The following is an 18,969-nucleotide window of genomic DNA, read 5'->3' as shown; positions in this document are numbered from 1 at the left end:
GCGCGGCTTCCTCCTTGGTGAGGAATCTCAGGTCGTATCTCAGACCGAGTTCCTCGTCCGCGGGGTCTTCGGCGAGGTAGTGGTCGACCGAGCTGATGGGCGAATACTTCTGAGCTGCTGTGGGTTTGGCCGTACTTCTATGAAATGACCTGGGAGCCCAGGTAGTTCAGGAGTATCTGGGCGTCGTCGCCGTAGTCCACGTGAGCGTTCGAGGCGTAGAACTTGGCCATGGCAATGCCCTGGCGGCTCAGTTGCACCAGGTCGTTGATGCATTGGGGGCCACCGATATTGAGCAGGGCGCGCACGGCTACCCGGAGGTCGCCGCGCACTGCGGTGGCGAACGGGCCGACGACGGCGCCGGCCAGATCCAGTCCGGCCGGGGCCAGGGTAGCGACGTCCGCGGCGGCGGTGAATGAGTCGCCCCGGGTGAGGGATTCAACTGCGCGCCAGAGGGTTTCCTGCATCTGGCCGACGTCTCCGGCGATGCGCATGATGTCGATCCGGGTCAGGACGTCGGCGATGACACTTTCGGCGGCGGTCCACCCCGAGGGGTCGACGGTGCCGGCCGCGCGGATGACCGAGGCGATGAGGGGCAGGTCCACGCCCGCCGCCGCCTGGACCATCGGGGCCAGATCGGCATTGAGGTCGCTCGCGATCTGATGCGCACCGCGGATATCGCCGGATTCGATCGCCGCCGGGAGGCCGGTGAGGCCGTCGAGAATGGTGGGCAGCTTCGCCGCGGTCGCCGTCCAGCCCGCGCCCATCTTCACGGCCTGCGCGATGAGCGTGCCGGGGTCGGTGGTGGCCGGGATCAGCGAGGCGATGGGTGCGGGATCGCCGCTGAGCACCCGGCCGAGCGCCGCGAGGAACGGCGAGGCGGTGGCATTGAGCGAGCAGTACAGATCACCGTCGGCGCACAGGGTGCGCACCCGGTCGGTCAGCGCACCGAAATCCCGACTGCGGGTTCCGGCGATACCGTGACCGGGTTGCGGATCACCCAGTGAGAGTGTGGTATTCGGGTTGCGGTGCGGATCGGCCAGCAGCCCGACGCCGACCACCCGATCGGCTCGGATGGGGCCTTCGCCATTGCCGATTTCGGTGGCGACATCGCCGATGCCGTCCGCGCCCTGGCTGTACCCGGCGAGAATGATCCGCGTCGAGCCGCACAGGCCGCTGATCATGATGTGCAATCGATTTTCCAGGGTGCTCAGCGATTGCGCATAGCTCAATCCCTGATCGAAAGCGCTTGCGGCATACGGGGCGTAGAGCACGGTGATATCGCTGCCGAATTGCCGCTGCAGACCGTCACCGATCGGTCTGAGCATGCCGACCGGCACGGTGGGATCCGCGTCGGAACGCGTCTCCCAGGTCCCCGGGGCGAAAATCGCGGTGTAGGGAGTGCAGTGCTGCGCGCCGCGCGTCTGCGCGCGCGCCTCGCCGGCCACCACGGTCCCGACCAGGACGGCCACGGCGACCAGGGTCGCCGCGCACGAGGTCGCCAGCCTGCTCATCGTTGAATTCCTCTGTTGCCGATGGAGATTCGGTCCTGCGCGGCAGGTGTTCGGTCCCGCCACACAGTCATGGCCAATTGTCGCCACTCGGCGTCGAATCCGCAGGGTTTTCAGACACATATCCGTTTCAGAATTTGCTAAGTGAAACTTATAAGTTAGCCTTAGTGGATGGATGATCTGGACCCCGCCGAGGTCGCCGCCGTGCTGCTGGCAAGTGTCAGCGTGCTGGTGCGACGGATTCGCCAGGTGCCGACGCCGGGTGAGCTCACGATGCCCGAGCGCGCCGCGCTCTCGCACCTGGATCGCTCCGGCCCCACCACCTCCGCGGCGCTCGCCCGGGCGATGCAGATCACCGCCCAGTCCATGGGGGCGACGATCGGCGCACTGCGCGGGCGGGGTCTGGTCGAACGCCGGCCCGACCCGGACGACGGCAGGCGCGTCGTGCTGACAGTCACCGACGCCGGCCTCCAGGCGCTGCAGAACAAGCGCGACGCACGCACCGAACTCATCGCACACGCCCTGACCAGCGGCACATTCACTCCGACGGAGCTGGAGCAACTCGCCTCGGCCGCAGCGCTTCTCGAGCGACTGGCCCAGAACATCTGAACGGAACCATGAGCACCAACCTGATGACGGAGACTCCCGCTCCACCCCGCGTGACCGGTGACCGGTACAAGTGGACGGCACTGACGAATACCACCGCCGCCGTCTTCATGTCCGCGCTGGACGGTTCCATCGTGCTGATCGCCCTGCCGGCGATCTTCCAGGGCATCCACCTGGACCCGCTGGCGCCGGGCAATATCGCCTACCTGCTGTGGATGATCATGGGATACCGGCTGGTCCAAGCCGTTCTGGTGGTCACGGTCGGCCGGCTGGGCGATATGTACGGCCGGGTCCGCATCTACAACTCCGGGTTCGCGGTCTTCACCTTCGCCTCGATCCTGCTGTCCTTCGATCCGCTGGACGGCGGCCACGCGGCGATGTGGCTGATCGGGTGGCGGGTGCTGCAGGCCGTCGGCGGATCGATGCTGACCGCGAACTCGGCCGCGATCCTGACCGATGCCTTTCCCGAGGAGCAGCGTGGCTTCGCCCTCGGTGTCAACCAGGTCGCCGCCCTGGCCGGGATGTTCATCGGCCTGGTTGCCGGCGGGCTGCTGGCGGCCTGGGACTGGCGGGCGGTGTTCTGGGTGAATGTGCCTGTCGGACTGTTCTTTACGGTGTGGGCCTACCGGACGCTGCGCGAGACCGGCAAGCGTGACGGCGGCCGAATCGACTGGTGGGGCAATATCACCTTCGCGGTAGGTCTGAGCTCGATCCTGATCGCGGTCACCTTCGGCCTGCAGCCCTACGGCGGGCACACCATGGGCTGGACCAACCCGCTGGTCGACGGATTGATCATCGGCGGGCTCGCGTTGCTGGCGGCCTTTGTCGTCATCGAGAACCGGGTCAGCGCGCCGATGATCCAGATGAGCCTGTTTCGCCTGCGCGCCTTCACTTTCGGCAATCTGGCGGGTCTGGCCATCTCGATCGGGCGCGGCGGCATGCAGTTCGTGCTGATCATCTGGCTACAGGGCATCTGGCTGCCCTTGCACGGCTACGACTTCGAGAGCACACCGCTGTGGGCGGGCATCTTCATGCTGCCGCTGACCGCCGGATTCCTTGCGGCAGGACCGGTTTCCGGATATCTGTCCGATCGCCTCGGCTCCCGGGGCCTGGCCACCGGCGGTGCGCTGCTGTTCGGCGCCAGCTTCCTGGGCTTGATGGTGCTGCCGATCGACTTCAGCTACTGGGTCTTCGCATTGCTGATCGCGCTCAATGGAATTGCCAGCGGCATGTTCGCCTCCCCGAATTCCTCCTCGATCATGGGCAGCGTGCCGGCACGGGCCCGCGGTGTCGCCTCCGGTATGCGGGCCACCTTCCAGAACTCCGGCACCGCCGTCTCCATCGGAGTGTTCTTCTCCCTCATGATCGCCGGGCTGGCCAGCAGCCTTCCGCACACCCTCACCAGCGGTCTGCAACAGCAGGGCGTGCCGGCCGGCGTCGCCGCCCAGGTCGGCAACCTGCCCCCGGTGTCGTCCCTGTTCGCCGCGCAATTGGGTGTCAATCCGATCCAGAATCTGCTGCAGCCCAGCGGTGCGCTGACCCATCTGACGGCGGCGCAGCAACAGACCCTGACCGGACGTGAGTTCTTCCCGACCCTGATCTCCGGTCCGTTCCACTCGGGTCTGGTCATCGTGTTCGGCTTCGGCGCCGTCCTCGCGGTTCTTGCCGCGATCGCCTCCATGCTGCGCGGAACCACTTCCGCTCCGACCTCCCCAGGAGAAGCAAATATGACACTGACAACGATCGACTCCACCTCCGCGCTGATCGTGATCGACCTGCAGCAGGGCATCGTCTCCGCCCAGAGCGACCCCGCGGTCACCGATGTCGTCGAACAGGCGACGCAGCTGACCGCCGAGTTCCGCCGGCACAACCTGCCCGTGGTGCTGGTCAATGTCACCGGGCGTGCTCCGGGACGCACCGAGGCCGGACGGCCCGGGGGACTGGGCGCACTGCCGCCCGGCTGGGCCGACCTCATCGACGAACTCGATGTGCAGCCGACCGACCACCTCATCACCAAGCGGCGGCGCAGCGCATTCCACGACACCGGGCTCGACACCCTGCTGCGGGATCTGGGCGTCACCCAGATCGTGCTCGCCGGTATCTCGACCAGCGCGGGCGTCGAATCGACCGCGCGCTCGGGCGCCGACTACGGGTACCACGTCGTCCTGGCCACCGACGCAATGCTCGATCCGGATGCCGATTCGCACCGGCACAGCATCGACCGCGTCTTCCCCAAGCTCGGCGAAACCGCCACCACCGCAGAGGTTATCGGCATGGTCGGGGCTACCCGATGACCCTGATCGGCCGACTCCTGCACAATCGCAGAGCAGGCGATACCCACACGGCATGGAACCTGCCCAATCTGCACGGCCCCGAGCTGCTGACGCTGACCAGCGAGCATTTCGCCCACGGTGCCGCCATACCGCTGCAGCAGTGCGCGAAGGCCATCGGCGGAGACGACCTGTCGCCCCACTTGGCCTGGACCCCACCGCCTCCGGGTACCGCGCAACTTCTCCTGGTCGTCGAGGACATCGATGTCCCGATCGCCAAGCCCGCCGTGCACTGCGCCGCCCTGATCGACCCGTCCCTCGCACACCTGGACCCCGGCGCCCTCAGCGCCAAGCGGCCAGCCGCCGGAGTGCAGCTGCTGCGGTCCACCATCGGACGCGGCTACCACGGTCCCGCACCCCTCAAAGGCCATGGGCCGCACCACTACATCTTCCAGCTCTTCGCCCTGTCCGACCCCGTGGGCAGCGCCACCGACGCACCGCACCGAGCACGGCCCCGCGTCCTCCTGCCTCGCATCACCGCGCCCGTCCTCGACCGCGCCCGGCTGACCGGAATCGTCGAACGGTGAACGAGCGGAATACCAGCTTCGCCAACGCAGACTCCGACGTGAACTGCGTACAGCTGGAGAGGGTGTTCCCGACCCAGTCCGACGTGATCGACTCCGCCGCTTTCATCCAGAGTCTCAACCCATAACCGCGGCCGGACACCCTCCGAGTCGACGGTGATGCCACGAGATATGCAGCGAGACAGAGTATTTCGGTGCGGTGGGCCTACCGGGACAGCGCCGCCCGCAGCTTGGCCAGAAATCGGGGGAGATGCGGGTCGGTTTCGGAGGTCGAGAAATCGTCGATGCTCCACCAGCGCTGGTCGCTGAATTCCCTGGGATCGAGTTGGTAGGGGTGTGTTCGGTCGCCTCTGATCACGTACCAGAGGGAGACGTCCTCGTGGCAGGCGCCGATGCCCACCGTGGTGGTGATGGTCAGGAAGAGCGGTTCCGGGCCGACGACGGAGAATTCGGCCGTGATACCGATCTCCTCCGCGGCCTCGCGCCCGGCGGTCGCGAAGGGATGCTCGCCGGGGTCGGCATGGCCACCCGTGGGCAGCCACAAACCCGCTTTCCGGTGGTGGCCCAACAGAATTGCGCGCGCGTCGGGATCGATCAACACCACGTAGCTGACCAGGTGGCGGGCGGGCGTGGCGGGCTTGGCGCGGCGGAAGATGTCGTCGGTCTGCCCGAGCCAGCGCAGCGTCTCGTCGAGGTGCCGGCGTTCGAGGTCGTCGAGTGAAGCGACATTCCGGACGATCTCGGCGATCACGGCCGTGGCAGCTTCCATGGCCGGGCACCCTAATCCTGTGCACCGACAACCGATTCGCGCACTCGAGTGCGCGTCGCCTTGTGCATCGACCAGGAACTGGCGGCGGCGGTTTGTCGCGTTATGCCGCCACCAGTTCCTGGTGATCTTGTCGCTGGACTTCTGTGCGAGCGATAGCCTGCGCGGCTCGGGGCGGTCATGGTGAAAGGATGTGCGGGTGCGAGTGCTTGTGACTGGGGCGGGCGGCTATCTGGGGCGGGCTGTGGTGGCGGCGCTGGGCGCGGCCGGGCATGAGCCGATCGCGATGGTGAGTGCTCGCGGGGGCGCCGTTCCCGGCGCGAGCGAGGTGCGGACAGCCGATCTCCTCGATCCCGGGGCGCTGCGGCGCGCAGTGGCCGGTGTCGAGGTGGTGTGCCATCTGGCCGGACTCGGCCGGGCGCGCGAATCTGTGCGGGATCCCCTGCCGTTCTTCCGGGTGAATACCGCAGGGACCGTCGCGCTGCTCGAGGCGATGGCCGCCGAGGGGGTGTCGCGGATCGTGTTCTCCTCGACCGGAGCGATCTACGGATCGCCGGAGCGTCAGCCGATGAGCGAGGACCTACCCGATTTCCCGCCGCATCCGTACGCGGCCAGCAAGCTCGCCGCCGAACTCGCCATCGAAGCGCAAGCCCGAGCGGGGAACCTCGGCGCGGTGATCGTGCGCCTGCTGAACGTCGCCGGTGGAGCGGACCCGGACCCCACCCGCCTCATTCCCCGCGTAATTGCCGCAGCGGCAGGCGAAAGCGTGCTGCACATCAATGGCGACGGTGCAGCGGTACGTGACTACCTCCACGTCGACGACGCGGCCGCAGCCTTCGTATCCTGCATCGAACAGGTCCCAGCACCGGGCGCCCACACCCGCTACAACATCGGAAGCGGCTGCGGAACAAGCATTCTCGACGTAGTCGCCGCGGTCGAACGGGTAACCGGCCGAACCGTCGCCCGCCTCCACGGCCCCGCCGCCCCCGAACCCGCCGCTTTGATCAGCAATCCGGCGAAGGCCCAGACCGAACTCGGTTGGTCACCAAAGCATTCCGGCATCGATGAGATCGTCACCGCCACCTGGCAGGCTGTGGTGCGAAGCTGATGACGGGCAGTCCGCCGCGCAGGCTGACGGTTGACAGGCCGCCGTGCACGGCTGACGGCCTGCGGGACGGTCGCGTACGGCTGACGGGGCAGTCACGCACAGCTTTTCAGTATCGAATAGTCAAGCCGTCCAGGACAATTCGCAGGTTGCGGTTCCATTGGTCGTCGTCGGCGCGCAGCCCGATGGTGTGGGGGTCGGTGGCCACGCCGGCGAGGGCGAATGCGACGTCTTGCCAGGTGACATCGGTGCGCAGGGAGCCGCTGGATTGGGCTCGTTCGACCAAGGTGCGGAGACCTTCTCGGAGGGTGGTGATGGTGGCGTCGAGGTCGCAGGCGCCGGTGCCGCCCAGAGCCTCGTTGACGCCGCAGCTTTCGGCGCGCAGGCGGACGTAGGTGGCGGCGAAGTCGCGGAAACCGTTCCAGGGGTCGGGATCTGCGAGGGCGCGGTCGGCGGCGGCGATGCCTTCTTCGAGTACTTCTTCGAGGACTGCCTGCAGGAGCGCCTCGAGCGAGGGGACTCGGCGGTAGAAGGTGCCTTTGCCGACGCCTGCGCGCTGGGCGATCTCCTGAGCGGTCACCGCGACGCCGGTGTCCGCGATGGCCGAGCGGGCCGCGACGACCAGGCGCTCCAGATTGCGGCGGGCATCCGCGCGGGGAGCCGGTCCCGATTCGCGGGTCAGCAGGCGATCTACGGCGGTCATGAGTCCGATCCTAACAAAAGTGGACTCATAGAGTCCGTTTAGCTACCGTGGTAAACGGACTGAGCGAGTCCGTTTATGGATGGGAGCGGCACATGTCGGACAGGATTCGAGTCGGAATCATCGGCGCCAGCCCGGATCGAGGCTGGGCGGCGCGGGCGCATATCCCGGCCCTGCGGGCACTGCCCGACTTCGAGCTCACCGCGGTCGGGACCAGTCGGCAGGAGAGCGCGGACGCGGCGGCCCGGCTGTTCGGCGCCGCGCATGCCTTCACCGATGCGCGGCGGCTGGCCGAGCATCCGGACGTCGATCTGGTGGCGATCACGGTGAAAGTCCCCGCGCACGCCGAACTGATCGAGGCGGCGCTGGCCGCGGGCAAGCACGTCTACTCGGAGTGGCCGCTGACCAGAACGACCGAGGAAGCCGAATCTGTGATCGCGCTCGGCGGTGACGGTCATCGAGTGGTCGGGCTGCAAGCCCGATTCTCACCGGCCATCCATAAGGCCAAGCGCCTGATCGCCGAAGGCTATGTGGGGCAGGTGGTTTCAGCGACCGTGTACGCCGCCCGGGGGAAGGGCGCGGGCGGGCTGATCCCGGAATGGGCGGCCTACACCCTGGACCGCCGCAGTGGCGCAGGCTTACTGGAGGTCGCGGGCGGGCACACACTGGACCCGCTCGAACATCTGCTCGGCGAGATCGCCGAACTCTCCGCAGACCTGGCGATCCGTAACTCGCACAACGCGATTGCGGAAACAGGAGAACGCATCACGGTGACCAGCCCGGACCACCTGCTGCTCAATGCCACATTGACGAGCGGCACAGTCATCTCGGCCCACATCCACGACGCCAAGCTCACCGATGGCCGCACCCGCATCGAAATCGCGGGTACCGAAGGCGATTTGGCGATCATCTCCGCAGGCCCGCACGGCCCCGGCGGTATTCAGATGAGCGAACTGCGCCTGCTGGGCGCACAGGGCGCAGGAGGCGTCTGGCAGGACCTCACCGAATCCGATGGGCAGCCCATCTCCGAGCTGCCCGTCGAATCCGAGAACGTGGCCCGGCTGTATCGGCAACTGGCTGAAGACATCCGCACCGGCACGCACACCGCCCCCACCTTCGAGAGCGGCCTGCACCTGCACCGCCTGCTCGACACCATCCGCCGATCGGCCGAGACCGGCACGCGGGTGCGAACCCGCTGACCGCTTACGCCGCGCCGGGGAACCCGTCCGTCGGCAGCCACTCCACGATCCGGGTGTCGTCGATGAGGTTCGCCAGCGCGAACGGATCGTCGGCCAGCAGCTTCGATACCGCGCCGGCATCGTCGGCCTGGAAGATGAGCAGCGCACCGGACCCGTCCGGGTACGGCCCGCGCGCGAGGATGATGCCCTGCTCGGACAGGCCGCCCAGGTAGGCGCGGTGCACGGGGCGGACCTCGTCGCGACCGGGAACGGTGGCGTCGGAGTAGGTGTAGTGGACGGCGAAGATCGGCACGGTTCCGCTTTCTGGGTTCGAAGGAGGGGGTCGAATGAATCAGAGTGTCAACAGCATTCGGGTATTGCCGAGCGTATTCGGCTTCACATAGCTGAGGTCGAGGAACTCGGCGACGCCGGTGTCGTAGGACCGGCACATCTCGGCGTACACCTCGGCGGTGACCGGCGTCCCCTCGATCTCGACGAAGCCGTGCCGGGAGAAGAAGTCCACCTCGAAGGTCAGCACGAAGACCCGTCCCAGCGCCAACTCGTGCGCGACGGTGATCAATTGCTGCACCAGCAGGTGTCCCGCGCCGGTGCCCTTGATTTCCGGATGCACCGCAACGGTGCGCACCTCACCGAGGTCGGCCCACAGCACATGCAGTGCCCCGCAGCCGACGAGTTCCCCATCGCGTTCGGCGACCCAGAACTCCTGGATCGACTCGTACAGCGTGACCAGGTTCTTTTCCAGCAGGATCTTGCCGGCGTAGTAGTCGATGAGTCGTTTTATCCCGGGTACATCAGAGGTTCGGGCACGGCGGATGGTCGGTTGTGTCCCCGACTCGCCGCCGACCGAACCGCTGTGAGGCACCCGTGTTGTCATGGGGTGCACAGTAGTCGGCCCCGGTACCGATAGGCTTGAGGTGTGTCGTACATCCAGCCTCCCCGCATACCGGAATGGTCCGGAAACCCTCGCGGGTTTCGCGGCCGGTGGGGGCGCTGGTGACGGTGCAGCGCGATGAGGTGGAAGGTCGCTGGGCCGATGCCGGTCCAGCGCGATCGGGATTCGTGCCCAATCCCGGCGTAGTGGAACCGGCGGCGGTGCCGCTGATGAATATCGCCAATATCCTGACGATCCTGCGGATTCTGATCGTTCCGATTTTCCTGGCCGCCCTGTTCGCCGCCGACGGCCACAATGCCCATTGGCGCTGGGGCGCCGCGGCGCTGTTCGGCGTCGCCGCCATCACCGATCGCATCGACGGTCAGCTGGCCCGCAAATACGGCCTGGTCACCGACTTCGGCAAGCTCGCGGATCCGATCGCGGACAAGGCGCTCATCGGCGCCGCCCTGATCGGGCTGTCCATGCTGGGTGATCTGCCGTGGTGGATGACCATTGTGATCGTGGCCCGCGAACTCGGCGTGACCCTGCTGCGGCTGGCTGTCGTCCGCCGCGGCGTGATCCCGGCCGGACGCGGCGGCAAGCTCAAGACCCTGGTGCAGTCGGTTGCGATTGCGGTTATTTTGCTACCCCTTTCCGGCGGATTCGCCAGTGCCGGAATGGCATTGATGTATGTGGCCGTGGTGCTCACCGTGGTGACCGGCCTCGACTATGTGGTGCAGGCGGCCCGGTTGTGGTTCGGCTCGCCCGGCGGCAGTCGTGCCGTCTGAGTCGGCGCCCGCCGCGCTCGATTCGGACCCGGTGCCCGTACCGGGAGATCCACTCACCTCGCTCGTCCCCGCCGCGGACCTGGTCGCTGCCCTGAAGTCCGCCGGGCAGACAGTCGCGACCGCGGAATCGCTGACCGCCGGTCTGCTGGCCGCCACCATCGCGGGAATTCCGGGCGCGAGCACGGTGTTGCGGGGTGGACTGATCGTCTACGCCACCGAGCTCAAACACGATCTGGCCGGTGTGAGCGCGGACACTCTCGCTACCGACGGACCGGTTGCCGCGAGCACCGCCGAGCAGCTTGCTGTGGGAGCGCGGTCGCGCTGCGGAGCGGACTGGGGAATCGGCCTGACCGGTGTCGCCGGACCCGATCCGCAGGACGGACGTGAGGTCGGCACCGTGTTCCTCGGCATCGCCGGTGCGGAGGGCACGGAGGTCATCCGGTTGAAACTGTCGGGCGACCGGTGGACTATCAGGGTGGGCGCGGTCCGCGCCGCGGTCGCAGAGCTCGTCCGGAGTGTTCGAAACGGGTGAAGCGGCCGGGAACGCGCGGCCGACGCCGGACGTTGTCCAGTCAAACGCTGGGTCCGGCGAGACGAGTGTGAGGAGAACGGGATGACGCTGCTGCGAGAAGCGATCGGGGACAGTTTGCGGCGCGCTCGGGTCGCTCAGAGCCGGACGCTGCGTGAGGTTTCGACCTCGGCGCGGGTCAGTCTCGGGTATCTGTCCGAAGTGGAACGCGGTCGTAAGGAGGCTTCCAGCGAGCTGCTGGCGGCCATCTGCACGGCCCTGGACGTGCCACTGGCGCAGGTGCTCTTCGATGTCAGTTCGGCCCTGGCCGATGCCGACCGGGCTACCATCAAAAAGTCTGTGGCCACGGCGAATGCCTCGCTCGCGACCGCCGGTGCGGGTGTCCGCCCGCGTGGCGGCGACGGCGATACGCCGCGGTCCGGGGAGGCCGGTTTCGGCCCCCGCATCGTCATTCCGGCACCCAAGTCGGATCGCCTGGTTTTGGTGGCCGCCAAGTGATCGCTGTGCACAGGACTCGAAAGGGATAAATTCTCTGTAGGCTTTGAGCCGGAGGCGCCATACAGGTGCGGGTTTTTCCGGTTCTCTGCCGCGCAGTGGAGGATAGGGACAACCGGGTGCGTGACGGTCGCGCACTATGTCGCGCGATGGCGCGTGGCACGTCAGATGGAGGCGGGATCAATCGATGGCTAATCCGTTCGTGAAGGCCTGGAAGTACCTGATGGCCCTCTTCGATTCGAAGATCGAAGAGCATGCGGATCCGAAGGTCCAGATCCAGCAGGCCATCGAAGAGGCCCAGCGGCAGCACCAGGCGCTGTCGCAGCAGGCGGCGTCGGTGATCGGCAACCAGCGTCAGCTGGAGATGAAGCTGAACCGCCAGCTCGACGAGGTCGAGAAGCTCAATGCCAATGCGCGCCAGGCGGTCATGCTGGCCGATCAGGCGGGCACCGCGGGGGATACCGAGAAGGCGATCCAGTACACCAATGCCGCTGAGGCTTTCGCCGCTCAGCTGGTGACCGCCGAGCAGGCGGTGGAGGACCTGAAGGTACTGCACGACCAGTCGCTGCAGGCCGCATCGCAGGCCAAGAAGGCCGTCGAGCAGAACGCCATGCTGCTGCAGCAGAAGGTCGCCGAGCGCACCAAGCTGCTGTCCCAGCTGGAGCAGGCCAAGATGCAGGAGCAGGTTTCGGCCTCGCTGCAGCAGATGGACTCCACACTTTCCGCGCCGGGCACCACCCCGAGCCTGGATGCGGTGCGCGAGAAGATCGAACGCCGCTACGCCAATGCACTCGGTTCGGCCGAGCTGGCTCAGAACACCGTCCAGGGTCGAATGATGGAGGTGCAGCAGGCCAGCGTCCAGATGGCCGGCCACAGCCGCCTCGAGCAGATCCGCGCCTCCATGCGCGGTGACGCGCTGCCCGCCGGCGGAAACAACCAGCCGCAGGCCGTCCCGAATCCTGCGGCCGCGCCGCAGATCAACACCAACAAGGGCCAGGCCGCCCAGCAGTAGTGCTGGTCCCTTGGAACGAAGGCGATTGCTGATGGGGAGTTCGCGGGCGCAAGACAACCCCGCGACCTCCCCTGCCCGTTTCCGCCGCCGCTCCCGCACCAAGGAAGCCGCCCCCATCCCCGGCTTCCCCTCGCCCTTCGGCCCCGCCGCCGACAGCGCGTCACCCCAACCCGATTCACCCGCCCCCGAAACCGGTCATTCGGCACCGGGTCCCGTCTCGGCAGCCGGATCGGCCCCCTCATCCGAGGCAAAGCCATCCGGTGTCGGCCCACGGCCTGAATCCGGCTATCCGGCACCGAATTTCATCCCGGCGACGGGATGGTCTTCCGCGAGTACAGCCCCGGGCGGTACCGCGCCTCGGCCCGAATCCAGGGCGTCCGGACCGGCCGCTGCCGAAGCGGTCAGCGGCGGGCAGTCACCGGATACGCAGCCGCAGTACGGGTTCGGTGCCCCGGTGGCTGGGCCCGGTCAGAACACCGCGTCGCGAGAGCGGCGCGCAACGACTTCACCGCGTGCGGCGTCGCAGCCGGGCGCGAATTCCAGGGGTAGTGCCGCAACGCACCGGACTGGTGACTTTCCAGGACGATCCGAATCGGGCGCGCCCTGGCCGACGGCCGTGAATTCCGCGGGCGGCTGGGTGCCGCCCGCGGCGGATGCGCGGCCGCAGTACGGGTTCGGCGGTCCGGCAGGCGGATTCGATCCCGGCTGGGCGCAGACTGTGCCGGATGGGCAGGGCCGGTTTGCCGGTCCGGCGGCTGGATCCGAGCAGTGGCGGACAGCGGATGCTGCTGCCGGGAAGGGCTCGTCGAGACGCGGTAAGCGCGCACGGGCCGCCCAGGCGGCGCGGGAGATGTTGGCCCCCACCGGGATCGGTCCGGAAGAACTGGCACAGCGGTTGCCCGACACTCTGCGAGGGGTGGGGGAGCAGGCGCTGGTCGCGGTGCGGAAGTGGGCGGATCCGCGGGAGCGGGAGTTGCGCAAGCGGCGCCGGACTCGGCGGCGGAGTTTGCGACTGGGCACGGCGTCGGGGCTGACCACCGCGGGAACGGTTGGGCTGGTGCTGATTTCGGCGCCTGCCTGGGCGGTGATCGTGGTCGGTGGCGGTGCCGTCGCACTGGTGACCGGTACTGCCGTCACGGCCAAGCGCTATTTGCAGCTGCGCCGGGAACCCTTGCCGCAGGCGACATTCGTGCCCCGGCGGCTACCACCGCTCCGTTCAGCGGCGCGAGCCTCGATCGCCAGATTGGTCCGCGCGGAACGGGCGTTGCACGGCCTGGGCGCGCAGATCGCCAGATCCGGTCGACTACCCGCCGACGATCTGACCGACATGATGGAAACAGCTTCCTCAGGCGCCGCGGCCCTGCACGCACTCTCCACCGACGTGGTCGCCATGGAGCAGGCCGCCGGCGCCCTCGGCCCCCGCAATTCCCCACTGGCCGAACATGTCCGCTCGGTCTCGATCCGCCTAGACGTCGGTGTGGTCGAATTCGAAGGCATGGTAGCCGCCGCCGCCCGCGTCCTCGCCGTCCCGGAAAGCGCCGCCATAACCGACGACCTCGGCTGGGCCATGGTGAACCTCCGCGACGCCGCCGACCGCCTCGACGGCTGGGCCCAAGCCCTCACCGACCTGGCCGACACCCGCTACCGCGCCAATCCTTGACCCCGGCCTCCGGGACAACCCTGAACTTTCCCCGATATTGGTGCTGACCAGGTGATTTTCGCTGGAGCAGGGGTCAGTATTGAGGAGTCGGATCGCAATGATGGTGATTCGGAACTTATGGGAGGCACGGAATGCTTTGGAAGATCATCGGCGTCGTCGCGGTTGTCTGGATCGCGCTCGCCATCATCGGCGCCCTGATCAAAGGGCTTTTCCCGATCCTCATGATCAGCGCGGTCGTTTTCGGGCTGTACCTGCTCTACAAGGCGGTATCGGGCTCGAACAAGTCCCCTATCAGCAAGTTGTAGCAGCGGCGGAGCCGCATTGAATGGGCCATCCGGAGATATCCGGGTGGCCCGTTGTCGTGTCTTTCGGAAAAGCGCGGTGGGGGGAATCCTGTGGGGCGGCGGTTCGTTGAGGCGGCTATGGCTACCGCGATCGTTGCCGCCGAATACGGTGGTCCTGAAGTACTGACTCCTGTCGAAGTAGACGTACCCGAACCCGGTCCGGGCGAGGTGACCGTGCAGGTCCGCGCGGCGGGCGTGAACCCCTTCGATTACAAGATCTACAGCGGCGCCTTCGGCACCGATGATTCCAAGCTTCCGCTTCGGATCGGCCTGGAATCCTCCGGTGTGGTCACCGCGGTCGGCCCGGATGCGCTCGGGCCCTCCGGTCCGATCCAGGTCGGCGAAGAGGTCATCGTGCGCGGGGGCGGGTACGTCACCGAATTGACGGTGCCTGCCGCCCGCGTTCTGCCCAAGCCCGCCGAGGTGAGCTGGGAGGTGGCGGCAGGGCTGCTGGCGGTCGGCGGTACCGCGGTGCATCTGGTTGTCGCGACCGGTGTCGGTCCGGGCGATACCGTTCTGATCCACGGCGCCGCGGGCAGTGTGGGTTCCCTTGCCGCCCAGCTCGCGGTCGCGCGCGGCGCCCGGGTGATCGGTACCGCCGCGCCCGCGCGCCACGAACGGCTGCGGAGCTACGGCGTGGAGCCGGTTGAGTACGGCCCCGGGCTGGCCGATCGGGTGCGGGCCTTGGCGCCGGACGGCGTGGACGCGGCGATCGACACCATCGGAACCGATGAGGCCGTGGATGTTTCGCTGGAACTGGTTGCCGACCACACCCGGATCGCCACCATTGCCGCCTTCGGCCGCGCGGCGGCGGACGGCTTCCAGGCGCTCGGTGGCGGGCCCGGTGCGGATCCCGGTACCGAGGTCCGGGACAACGCCTGGCGCGAACTGCTGCCCCTGATCGCCTCGGGCAAGCTGGAATTGGTGATCACCGCGACCTATCCGCTCACCGAGGCGGCCGCGGCACACGAGTTCGTGCTCGGCGGACACGCCGGTGGAAAGGTCATCCTGCTGCCCTGATTCAGCGAATTGTCCCGTCTCGGTGACCCGGCTGGCATATGTTGTTGCCCACAACATATCGGTGTGCGGCCGCAATCCAGTGGCTGCCGCTCGGAAGGGTCACCCTGATGAGGACGAAAAGCTCGCTCCTGCCCAAGAATTCACGTCGCCTCTCGCGAACCGGCTGCGTGGCGGTGGCAGTGGCGCTATCGGGCGTACTGACGCTCACCGCCTGCGGATCGAATTCGACCAGCAGCTCCGGATCCACCTCGGCCGCGCCGTCCGGCGGCGGCGCCAATGGCACGGTCGGCGTCATCCTGCCGGAGACCGCCACCTCCGCCCGCTGGGAGTCGTTCGACAAACCCATGCTGGAACAAGCCCTGCAGGCACAGGGTTTCGACGCCGATGTGCAGAACGCGCAGGGCGACGTCCAGAAGTTCAGCACCCTCGCCGACGGCATGATCGCCAAGGGCGTGAAGGTGCTGGTCGTCGCTTCGATCAATAGTGAGGTCGGCAGTGCGGTCGCCGCCAAGGCGAAGAAGGCCGGCATTCCGACCATCGACTACGACCGGCTCAATCTCGGCGGATCCTCCGACTACTACGTCTCTTTCGACAATGTGCGGGTCGGTGAACTCCAGGGCCAGGCGCTGATCACGGCGCTGAAGGACAAGCCGGGCGCGCAGGTGATCGAGATCGAGGGCGCGCCGACCGACAATAATGCGACCCTGTTCCACCAGGGACAGGAGCAGGCGCTCAAGCCGCTCTACGATTCGGGCGCCCTGAAACTGGTGCGCAGCCAGGCCATCGACGGCTGGGACAATCAGACCGGCGGCAATACCTTCGAGCAGATCCTCACCGGCAACGGCGGCAAGGTCGACGGTGTGGTGGCCGCCAATGACGGTCTGGCGGGCGCGGTGATCACCGTGCTGAAAAAGAACGGGCTCAATGGCCATGTGCCGGTGACCGGTCAGGACGCCACCGCCGACGGGCTCAAGGCGGTGCTGCGCGGCGATCAGTACATGACGGTGTTCAAGCCGATCAAGGATGAGGCCGAATCGGCCGCGAAACTCGCTGCGGCACTGGCCAAGGGCGATACCGCCGCGGCGAATGCGCTGGCGCAGGCCGTGAGTCAGGATCCCAAGGGCAATCGTCAGGTGAAATCGGTCCTGCTGCCGCCGCAGACGATCACCCGCAACGAGGTCAAGCAGGTGACGGATTCGGGCTTTGTGAAGGCCTCCGATATCTGCACCGGCGATGTGAAGGCCGCCTGCACCCAACTCGGCATCGCCTGAGCCATGACCGAGCCGCTGCTCCAGATCACCGGGCTGAACAAGAGTTTCGGCCCGGTGCACGTACTGCACGATGTGGATCTGACCGTGCCCGCCGGTGAGGTCACCGCGCTTGTCGGCGACAATGGCGCGGGCAAGACCACCCTGGTGAAATGTGTTGCCGGAATTCATCCTTCGGATTCGGGCGAGGTGCGGTTCCGTGGCGAACCGGTGCATCTGCGCAGTCCCAAGGATGCGGCGGCGCTCGGCATCGAGGTCGTCTACCAGGATCTGGCCCTCGCCGACAATCTCGACATCGTGGCCAATATGTTCCTCGGCCGTGAGCGCGGGAAACCGTGGCTGCTGGACGAGGCGAGCATGGAGGAGGCGGCGCGTACAACCCTGGCCTCGCTGGGAGTGCGCACCGTGAAATCGGTGCGCACGCCGGTCTCGTCGCTGTCCGGCGGACAGCGGCAGACCGTGGCCATCGCCAAAGCCGTGCTGTGGAACAGCAATCTGGTGCTGCTGGACGAACCGACCGCGGCACTGGGCGTGGCACAGACCCGGCAGGTGCTGGACCTGGTGCGGCGGCTCGCCGAACAGGGTCTGGGCGTGGTGCTCATCAGTCACAATCTGGCCGATGTCTTCGAGGTCGCCGACCGGATAGCGGTGCTGTACCTGGGCCGGATGGCCGCGCAGGTGCGCACCGCCGATGTCACCCACAGCCAGGTGGTGGAGCTGATCACCGCCGGACGCTCCGGCGATCTGGGGCTGGCCCGACCGGAAGCGGTGGTGTTGTGAACGAGAAAGCTCCTGATATGAGCAAGGTTTCGGAGCCGGCGGCCCCGTCCGCGGATACGGTGATCACCGATTTCGGGATCGACACTACGACGCGCTCGACGCGAGAGGCGCTGGGGGAGTACCTGGTACGACTCAGGTCCGGCGAGATCGGCTCGCTCCCAGCACTGCTCGGTCTGGTCGCACTGGTCATCCTGTTCTCGGTGCAGTCGGATGTGTTCTTCTCGCTCAACAACATCGCCAATCTGCTGGCGCAGGGTGCGGGACAGACCATCATCGCGATCGGCATCGTGTACGTCCTGCTGATCGGTGAGATCGACCTGTCGGCGGGCACCGCGTCCGGGGTGGCCGGTGCGGTGCTGGCCATGCACTACGTGAAGGACGGAAACCTGCTGACGGGCATGGGTTCCACGGTGTTCTTCCTCTTCAACGGCCTGTTGGTACTGGCGGCGATACTCGCTGCGCTGCTGCGGATCTGGCCGGGTGTGGCGCTGTCACTGCTCGGCGTGCTGATCACGGTCGTCGGGTTCAAGGCGAATCCGTGGGTGGAGATGGTGCTCGCGGTCTGCGTGGGCGCGGCCATCGGCTGCATCACCGGCTTCCTCATAGCCAAGATCGGCATGCCGTCTTTCGTGGTTACCCTGGCGCTGTTCCTGGCCTGGCAGGGCGTGATTCTGCAGCTCATCGGCGAGGGCGGCGTGCTCGGCATCAGCTCCTCGCATGTGCTCGATCAGGTGGCGAATGGGAATCTGTCCACGATCGGCAGTTGGGCGCTGTGCGTGGTGGCGGCCGGAGGCTATGCGGCAATAACGCTGGGCGGCCACGCATTACGCCGCAGAAGGGGACTGGTAGCGCAGCCGACACCGCTGGTGGTGGCGAAAGTAGTGGTGCTCACCGTGCTCGCCGTGGTGGTGACGGCGCTGCTGACCGTCAATCGATCGCCGAGCAAGCTGATCGTCATTTCCGGTGTGCCGTACGTGGTTCCGATCGTGCTGGTGCTACTGGTGGCCGGAACCTTCGTGCTCGAGCGCACCCGATACGGCCGGCACATCTACGCGGTCGGCGGCAATGTGGAGGCGGCGCGGCGGGCGGGCATCAATGTCACCCAGTTGCGGGCAAGCGTTTTCGTCATCTGCTCCTCGTGCGCGGCGGTCGGGGCCATCGTCTACTCGTCGAAGGTCGGCTCGGTCGATCCGCAGGCGGGCGGGCTCAATACCCTGCTGTTCGCGGTGGGTGCGGCGGTGATCGGCGGCACCTCGCTGTTCGGCGGTAAGGGCCGGGTCGCGGACGCGGTGATCGGCGGCGCCGTGCTGGCGGTGGTATCCAATGGTCTGGGTCTGCTGCGCCAGCCCGCTGCCGTCGTCTCCATTGTCACCGGACTGGTATTGCTGCTGGCCGCGACGGTCGACGCGCTGTCGCGGCGGCGGGCGGTGGCACAGCGATGAGCACGCGGGGACGCCGCGATGG

At 67.2% G+C, this 18,969-nt stretch carries 20 protein-coding genes and 1 pseudogene; 16 read left to right on the top strand and 5 right to left on the bottom strand.

The window, feature by feature from the left end:
- Positions 1 to 137 precede the first annotated feature (137 nt).
- Positions 138 to 1,511: a cutinase family protein gene (locus OG716_RS19725; protein ID WP_405138970.1), complete on the bottom strand. Its 1,374-nt coding sequence runs from the start codon at positions 1,509 to 1,511 to the stop codon at positions 138 to 140.
- Between the two features lie 168 nt (positions 1,512 to 1,679).
- Here OG716_RS19725 and OG716_RS19720 point away from each other — a divergent pair, with 168 nt between their 5' ends.
- The 4 genes and pseudogenes from OG716_RS19720 (at position 1,680) to OG716_RS19705 (ending at position 4,971) form a co-directional block, all read left to right on the top strand.
- Positions 1,680 to 2,117: a MarR family winged helix-turn-helix transcriptional regulator gene (locus OG716_RS19720; RefSeq protein WP_405138969.1), complete on the top strand. Its 438-nt coding sequence runs from the start codon at positions 1,680 to 1,682 to the stop codon at positions 2,115 to 2,117.
- Between the two features lie 23 nt (positions 2,118 to 2,140).
- Positions 2,141 to 3,805, top strand: a pseudogene (locus tag OG716_RS19715) (MFS transporter); the annotation flags it as partial.
- Entirely contained in the window at positions 3,794 to 4,408 is a 615-nt protein-coding gene (locus tag OG716_RS19710; RefSeq protein ID WP_405139784.1) for an isochorismatase family protein, read from the top strand. The pseudogene OG716_RS19715 and the gene OG716_RS19710, both read left to right, overlap by 12 nt.
- A complete protein-coding gene (locus tag OG716_RS19705) occupies positions 4,405 to 4,971 on the top strand; it encodes a YbhB/YbcL family Raf kinase inhibitor-like protein (protein ID WP_405138968.1) in 567 nt (188 codons plus the stop codon). The genes OG716_RS19710 and OG716_RS19705 overlap by 4 nt, the downstream gene beginning before the upstream one ends.
- 202 nt (positions 4,972 to 5,173) lie before the next feature.
- Here the strand turns inward: OG716_RS19705 and OG716_RS19700 are convergent, their stop codons facing one another.
- Positions 5,174 to 5,737 (bottom strand): NUDIX hydrolase, encoded by a 564-nt coding sequence (locus tag OG716_RS19700; protein ID WP_405138967.1) that lies wholly within the window; start codon positions 5,735 to 5,737, stop codon positions 5,174 to 5,176.
- A gap of 196 nt (positions 5,738 to 5,933) precedes the next feature.
- On the opposite strand from OG716_RS19700, the gene OG716_RS19695 reads away from it, so the two are divergent.
- Positions 5,934 to 6,842, top strand: coding sequence for an NAD-dependent epimerase/dehydratase family protein (locus OG716_RS19695; RefSeq protein ID WP_405138966.1), 909 nt, complete (start codon positions 5,934 to 5,936; stop codon positions 6,840 to 6,842).
- Positions 6,843 to 6,948: 106 nt separating this feature from the next.
- Here OG716_RS19695 and OG716_RS19690 read toward each other — a convergent pair whose 3' ends face one another.
- Positions 6,949 to 7,542 (bottom strand): TetR/AcrR family transcriptional regulator, encoded by a 594-nt coding sequence (locus OG716_RS19690; RefSeq protein WP_405138965.1) that lies wholly within the window; start codon positions 7,540 to 7,542, stop codon positions 6,949 to 6,951.
- A gap of 92 nt (positions 7,543 to 7,634) precedes the next feature.
- Between OG716_RS19690 and OG716_RS19685 the strand changes: the two genes are divergently transcribed.
- Positions 7,635 to 8,738 carry a Gfo/Idh/MocA family protein gene (locus OG716_RS19685; RefSeq protein WP_405138964.1) on the top strand — a complete coding sequence of 368 codons (1,104 nt, stop codon included), beginning with the start codon at positions 7,635 to 7,637 and terminating at the stop codon, positions 8,736 to 8,738.
- Between the two features lie 4 nt (positions 8,739 to 8,742).
- Here the strand turns inward: OG716_RS19685 and OG716_RS19680 are convergent, their stop codons facing one another.
- Positions 8,743 to 9,030 (bottom strand): YciI family protein, encoded by a 288-nt coding sequence (locus tag OG716_RS19680; RefSeq protein ID WP_405138963.1) that lies wholly within the window; start codon positions 9,028 to 9,030, stop codon positions 8,743 to 8,745.
- A 39-nt stretch (positions 9,031 to 9,069) separates the two neighbouring features.
- The gene (locus OG716_RS19675; RefSeq protein WP_355129593.1) at positions 9,070 to 9,612 is read right to left on the bottom strand and encodes an amino-acid N-acetyltransferase; all 543 of its coding nucleotides are present in this window, start codon (positions 9,610 to 9,612) and stop codon (positions 9,070 to 9,072) included.
- 119 nt (positions 9,613 to 9,731) lie between these two features.
- On the opposite strand from OG716_RS19675, the gene pgsA reads away from it, so the two are divergent.
- The 10 genes from pgsA (at position 9,732) to OG716_RS19625 (ending at position 18,947) form a co-directional block, all read left to right on the top strand.
- Complete coding sequence (gene pgsA / locus OG716_RS19670) at positions 9,732 to 10,397, top strand: CDP-diacylglycerol--glycerol-3-phosphate 3-phosphatidyltransferase (RefSeq protein WP_405139782.1); 666 nt, start codon at positions 9,732 to 9,734, stop codon at positions 10,395 to 10,397.
- A complete protein-coding gene (locus OG716_RS19665; protein WP_405138962.1) occupies positions 10,387 to 10,929 on the top strand; it encodes a CinA family protein in 543 nt (180 codons plus the stop codon). Before pgsA ends, OG716_RS19665 begins: the two co-directional genes overlap by 11 nt.
- An 81-nt stretch (positions 10,930 to 11,010) precedes the next feature.
- Positions 11,011 to 11,424: a helix-turn-helix domain-containing protein gene (locus OG716_RS19660; protein WP_405138961.1), complete on the top strand. Its 414-nt coding sequence runs from the start codon at positions 11,011 to 11,013 to the stop codon at positions 11,422 to 11,424.
- 184 nt (positions 11,425 to 11,608) lie between these two features.
- A complete protein-coding gene (locus OG716_RS19655; protein ID WP_297620068.1) occupies positions 11,609 to 12,433 on the top strand; it encodes a PspA/IM30 family protein in 825 nt (274 codons plus the stop codon).
- A gap of 616 nt (positions 12,434 to 13,049) precedes the next feature.
- Complete coding sequence (locus OG716_RS19650) at positions 13,050 to 14,093, top strand: hypothetical protein (RefSeq protein ID WP_405138960.1); 1,044 nt, start codon at positions 13,050 to 13,052, stop codon at positions 14,091 to 14,093.
- Positions 14,094 to 14,224: 131 nt separating this feature from the next.
- The gene (locus tag OG716_RS19645) at positions 14,225 to 14,398 is read left to right on the top strand and encodes a hypothetical protein (RefSeq protein ID WP_355129601.1); all 174 of its coding nucleotides are present in this window, start codon (positions 14,225 to 14,227) and stop codon (positions 14,396 to 14,398) included.
- Positions 14,399 to 14,515: 117 nt separating this feature from the next.
- On the top strand, positions 14,516 to 15,457 hold the full coding sequence (locus tag OG716_RS19640; RefSeq protein ID WP_405138959.1) for a zinc-binding alcohol dehydrogenase family protein: 942 nt from the start codon (positions 14,516 to 14,518) through the stop codon (positions 15,455 to 15,457).
- Between the two features lie 107 nt (positions 15,458 to 15,564).
- Positions 15,565 to 16,728: a substrate-binding domain-containing protein gene (locus OG716_RS19635; protein ID WP_355129605.1), complete on the top strand. Its 1,164-nt coding sequence runs from the start codon at positions 15,565 to 15,567 to the stop codon at positions 16,726 to 16,728.
- A gap of 3 nt (positions 16,729 to 16,731) precedes the next feature.
- Positions 16,732 to 17,505, top strand: coding sequence for an ATP-binding cassette domain-containing protein (locus OG716_RS19630; RefSeq protein ID WP_355129607.1), 774 nt, complete (start codon positions 16,732 to 16,734; stop codon positions 17,503 to 17,505).
- Between the two features lie 17 nt (positions 17,506 to 17,522).
- Positions 17,523 to 18,947 carry an ABC transporter permease subunit gene (locus tag OG716_RS19625; protein ID WP_355129609.1) on the top strand — a complete coding sequence of 475 codons (1,425 nt, stop codon included), beginning with the start codon at positions 17,523 to 17,525 and terminating at the stop codon, positions 18,945 to 18,947.
- Positions 18,948 to 18,969 lie beyond the last annotated feature (22 nt).

This window comes from Nocardia sp. NBC_01388 (genome assembly GCF_045040085.1).
Taxonomy (GTDB): Bacteria; Actinomycetota; Actinomycetes; order Mycobacteriales; family Mycobacteriaceae; genus Nocardia.
The sequence above is the reverse complement of the archived record's forward strand: the minus strand, read 5'-3'. Positions and strand labels throughout refer to the sequence as shown.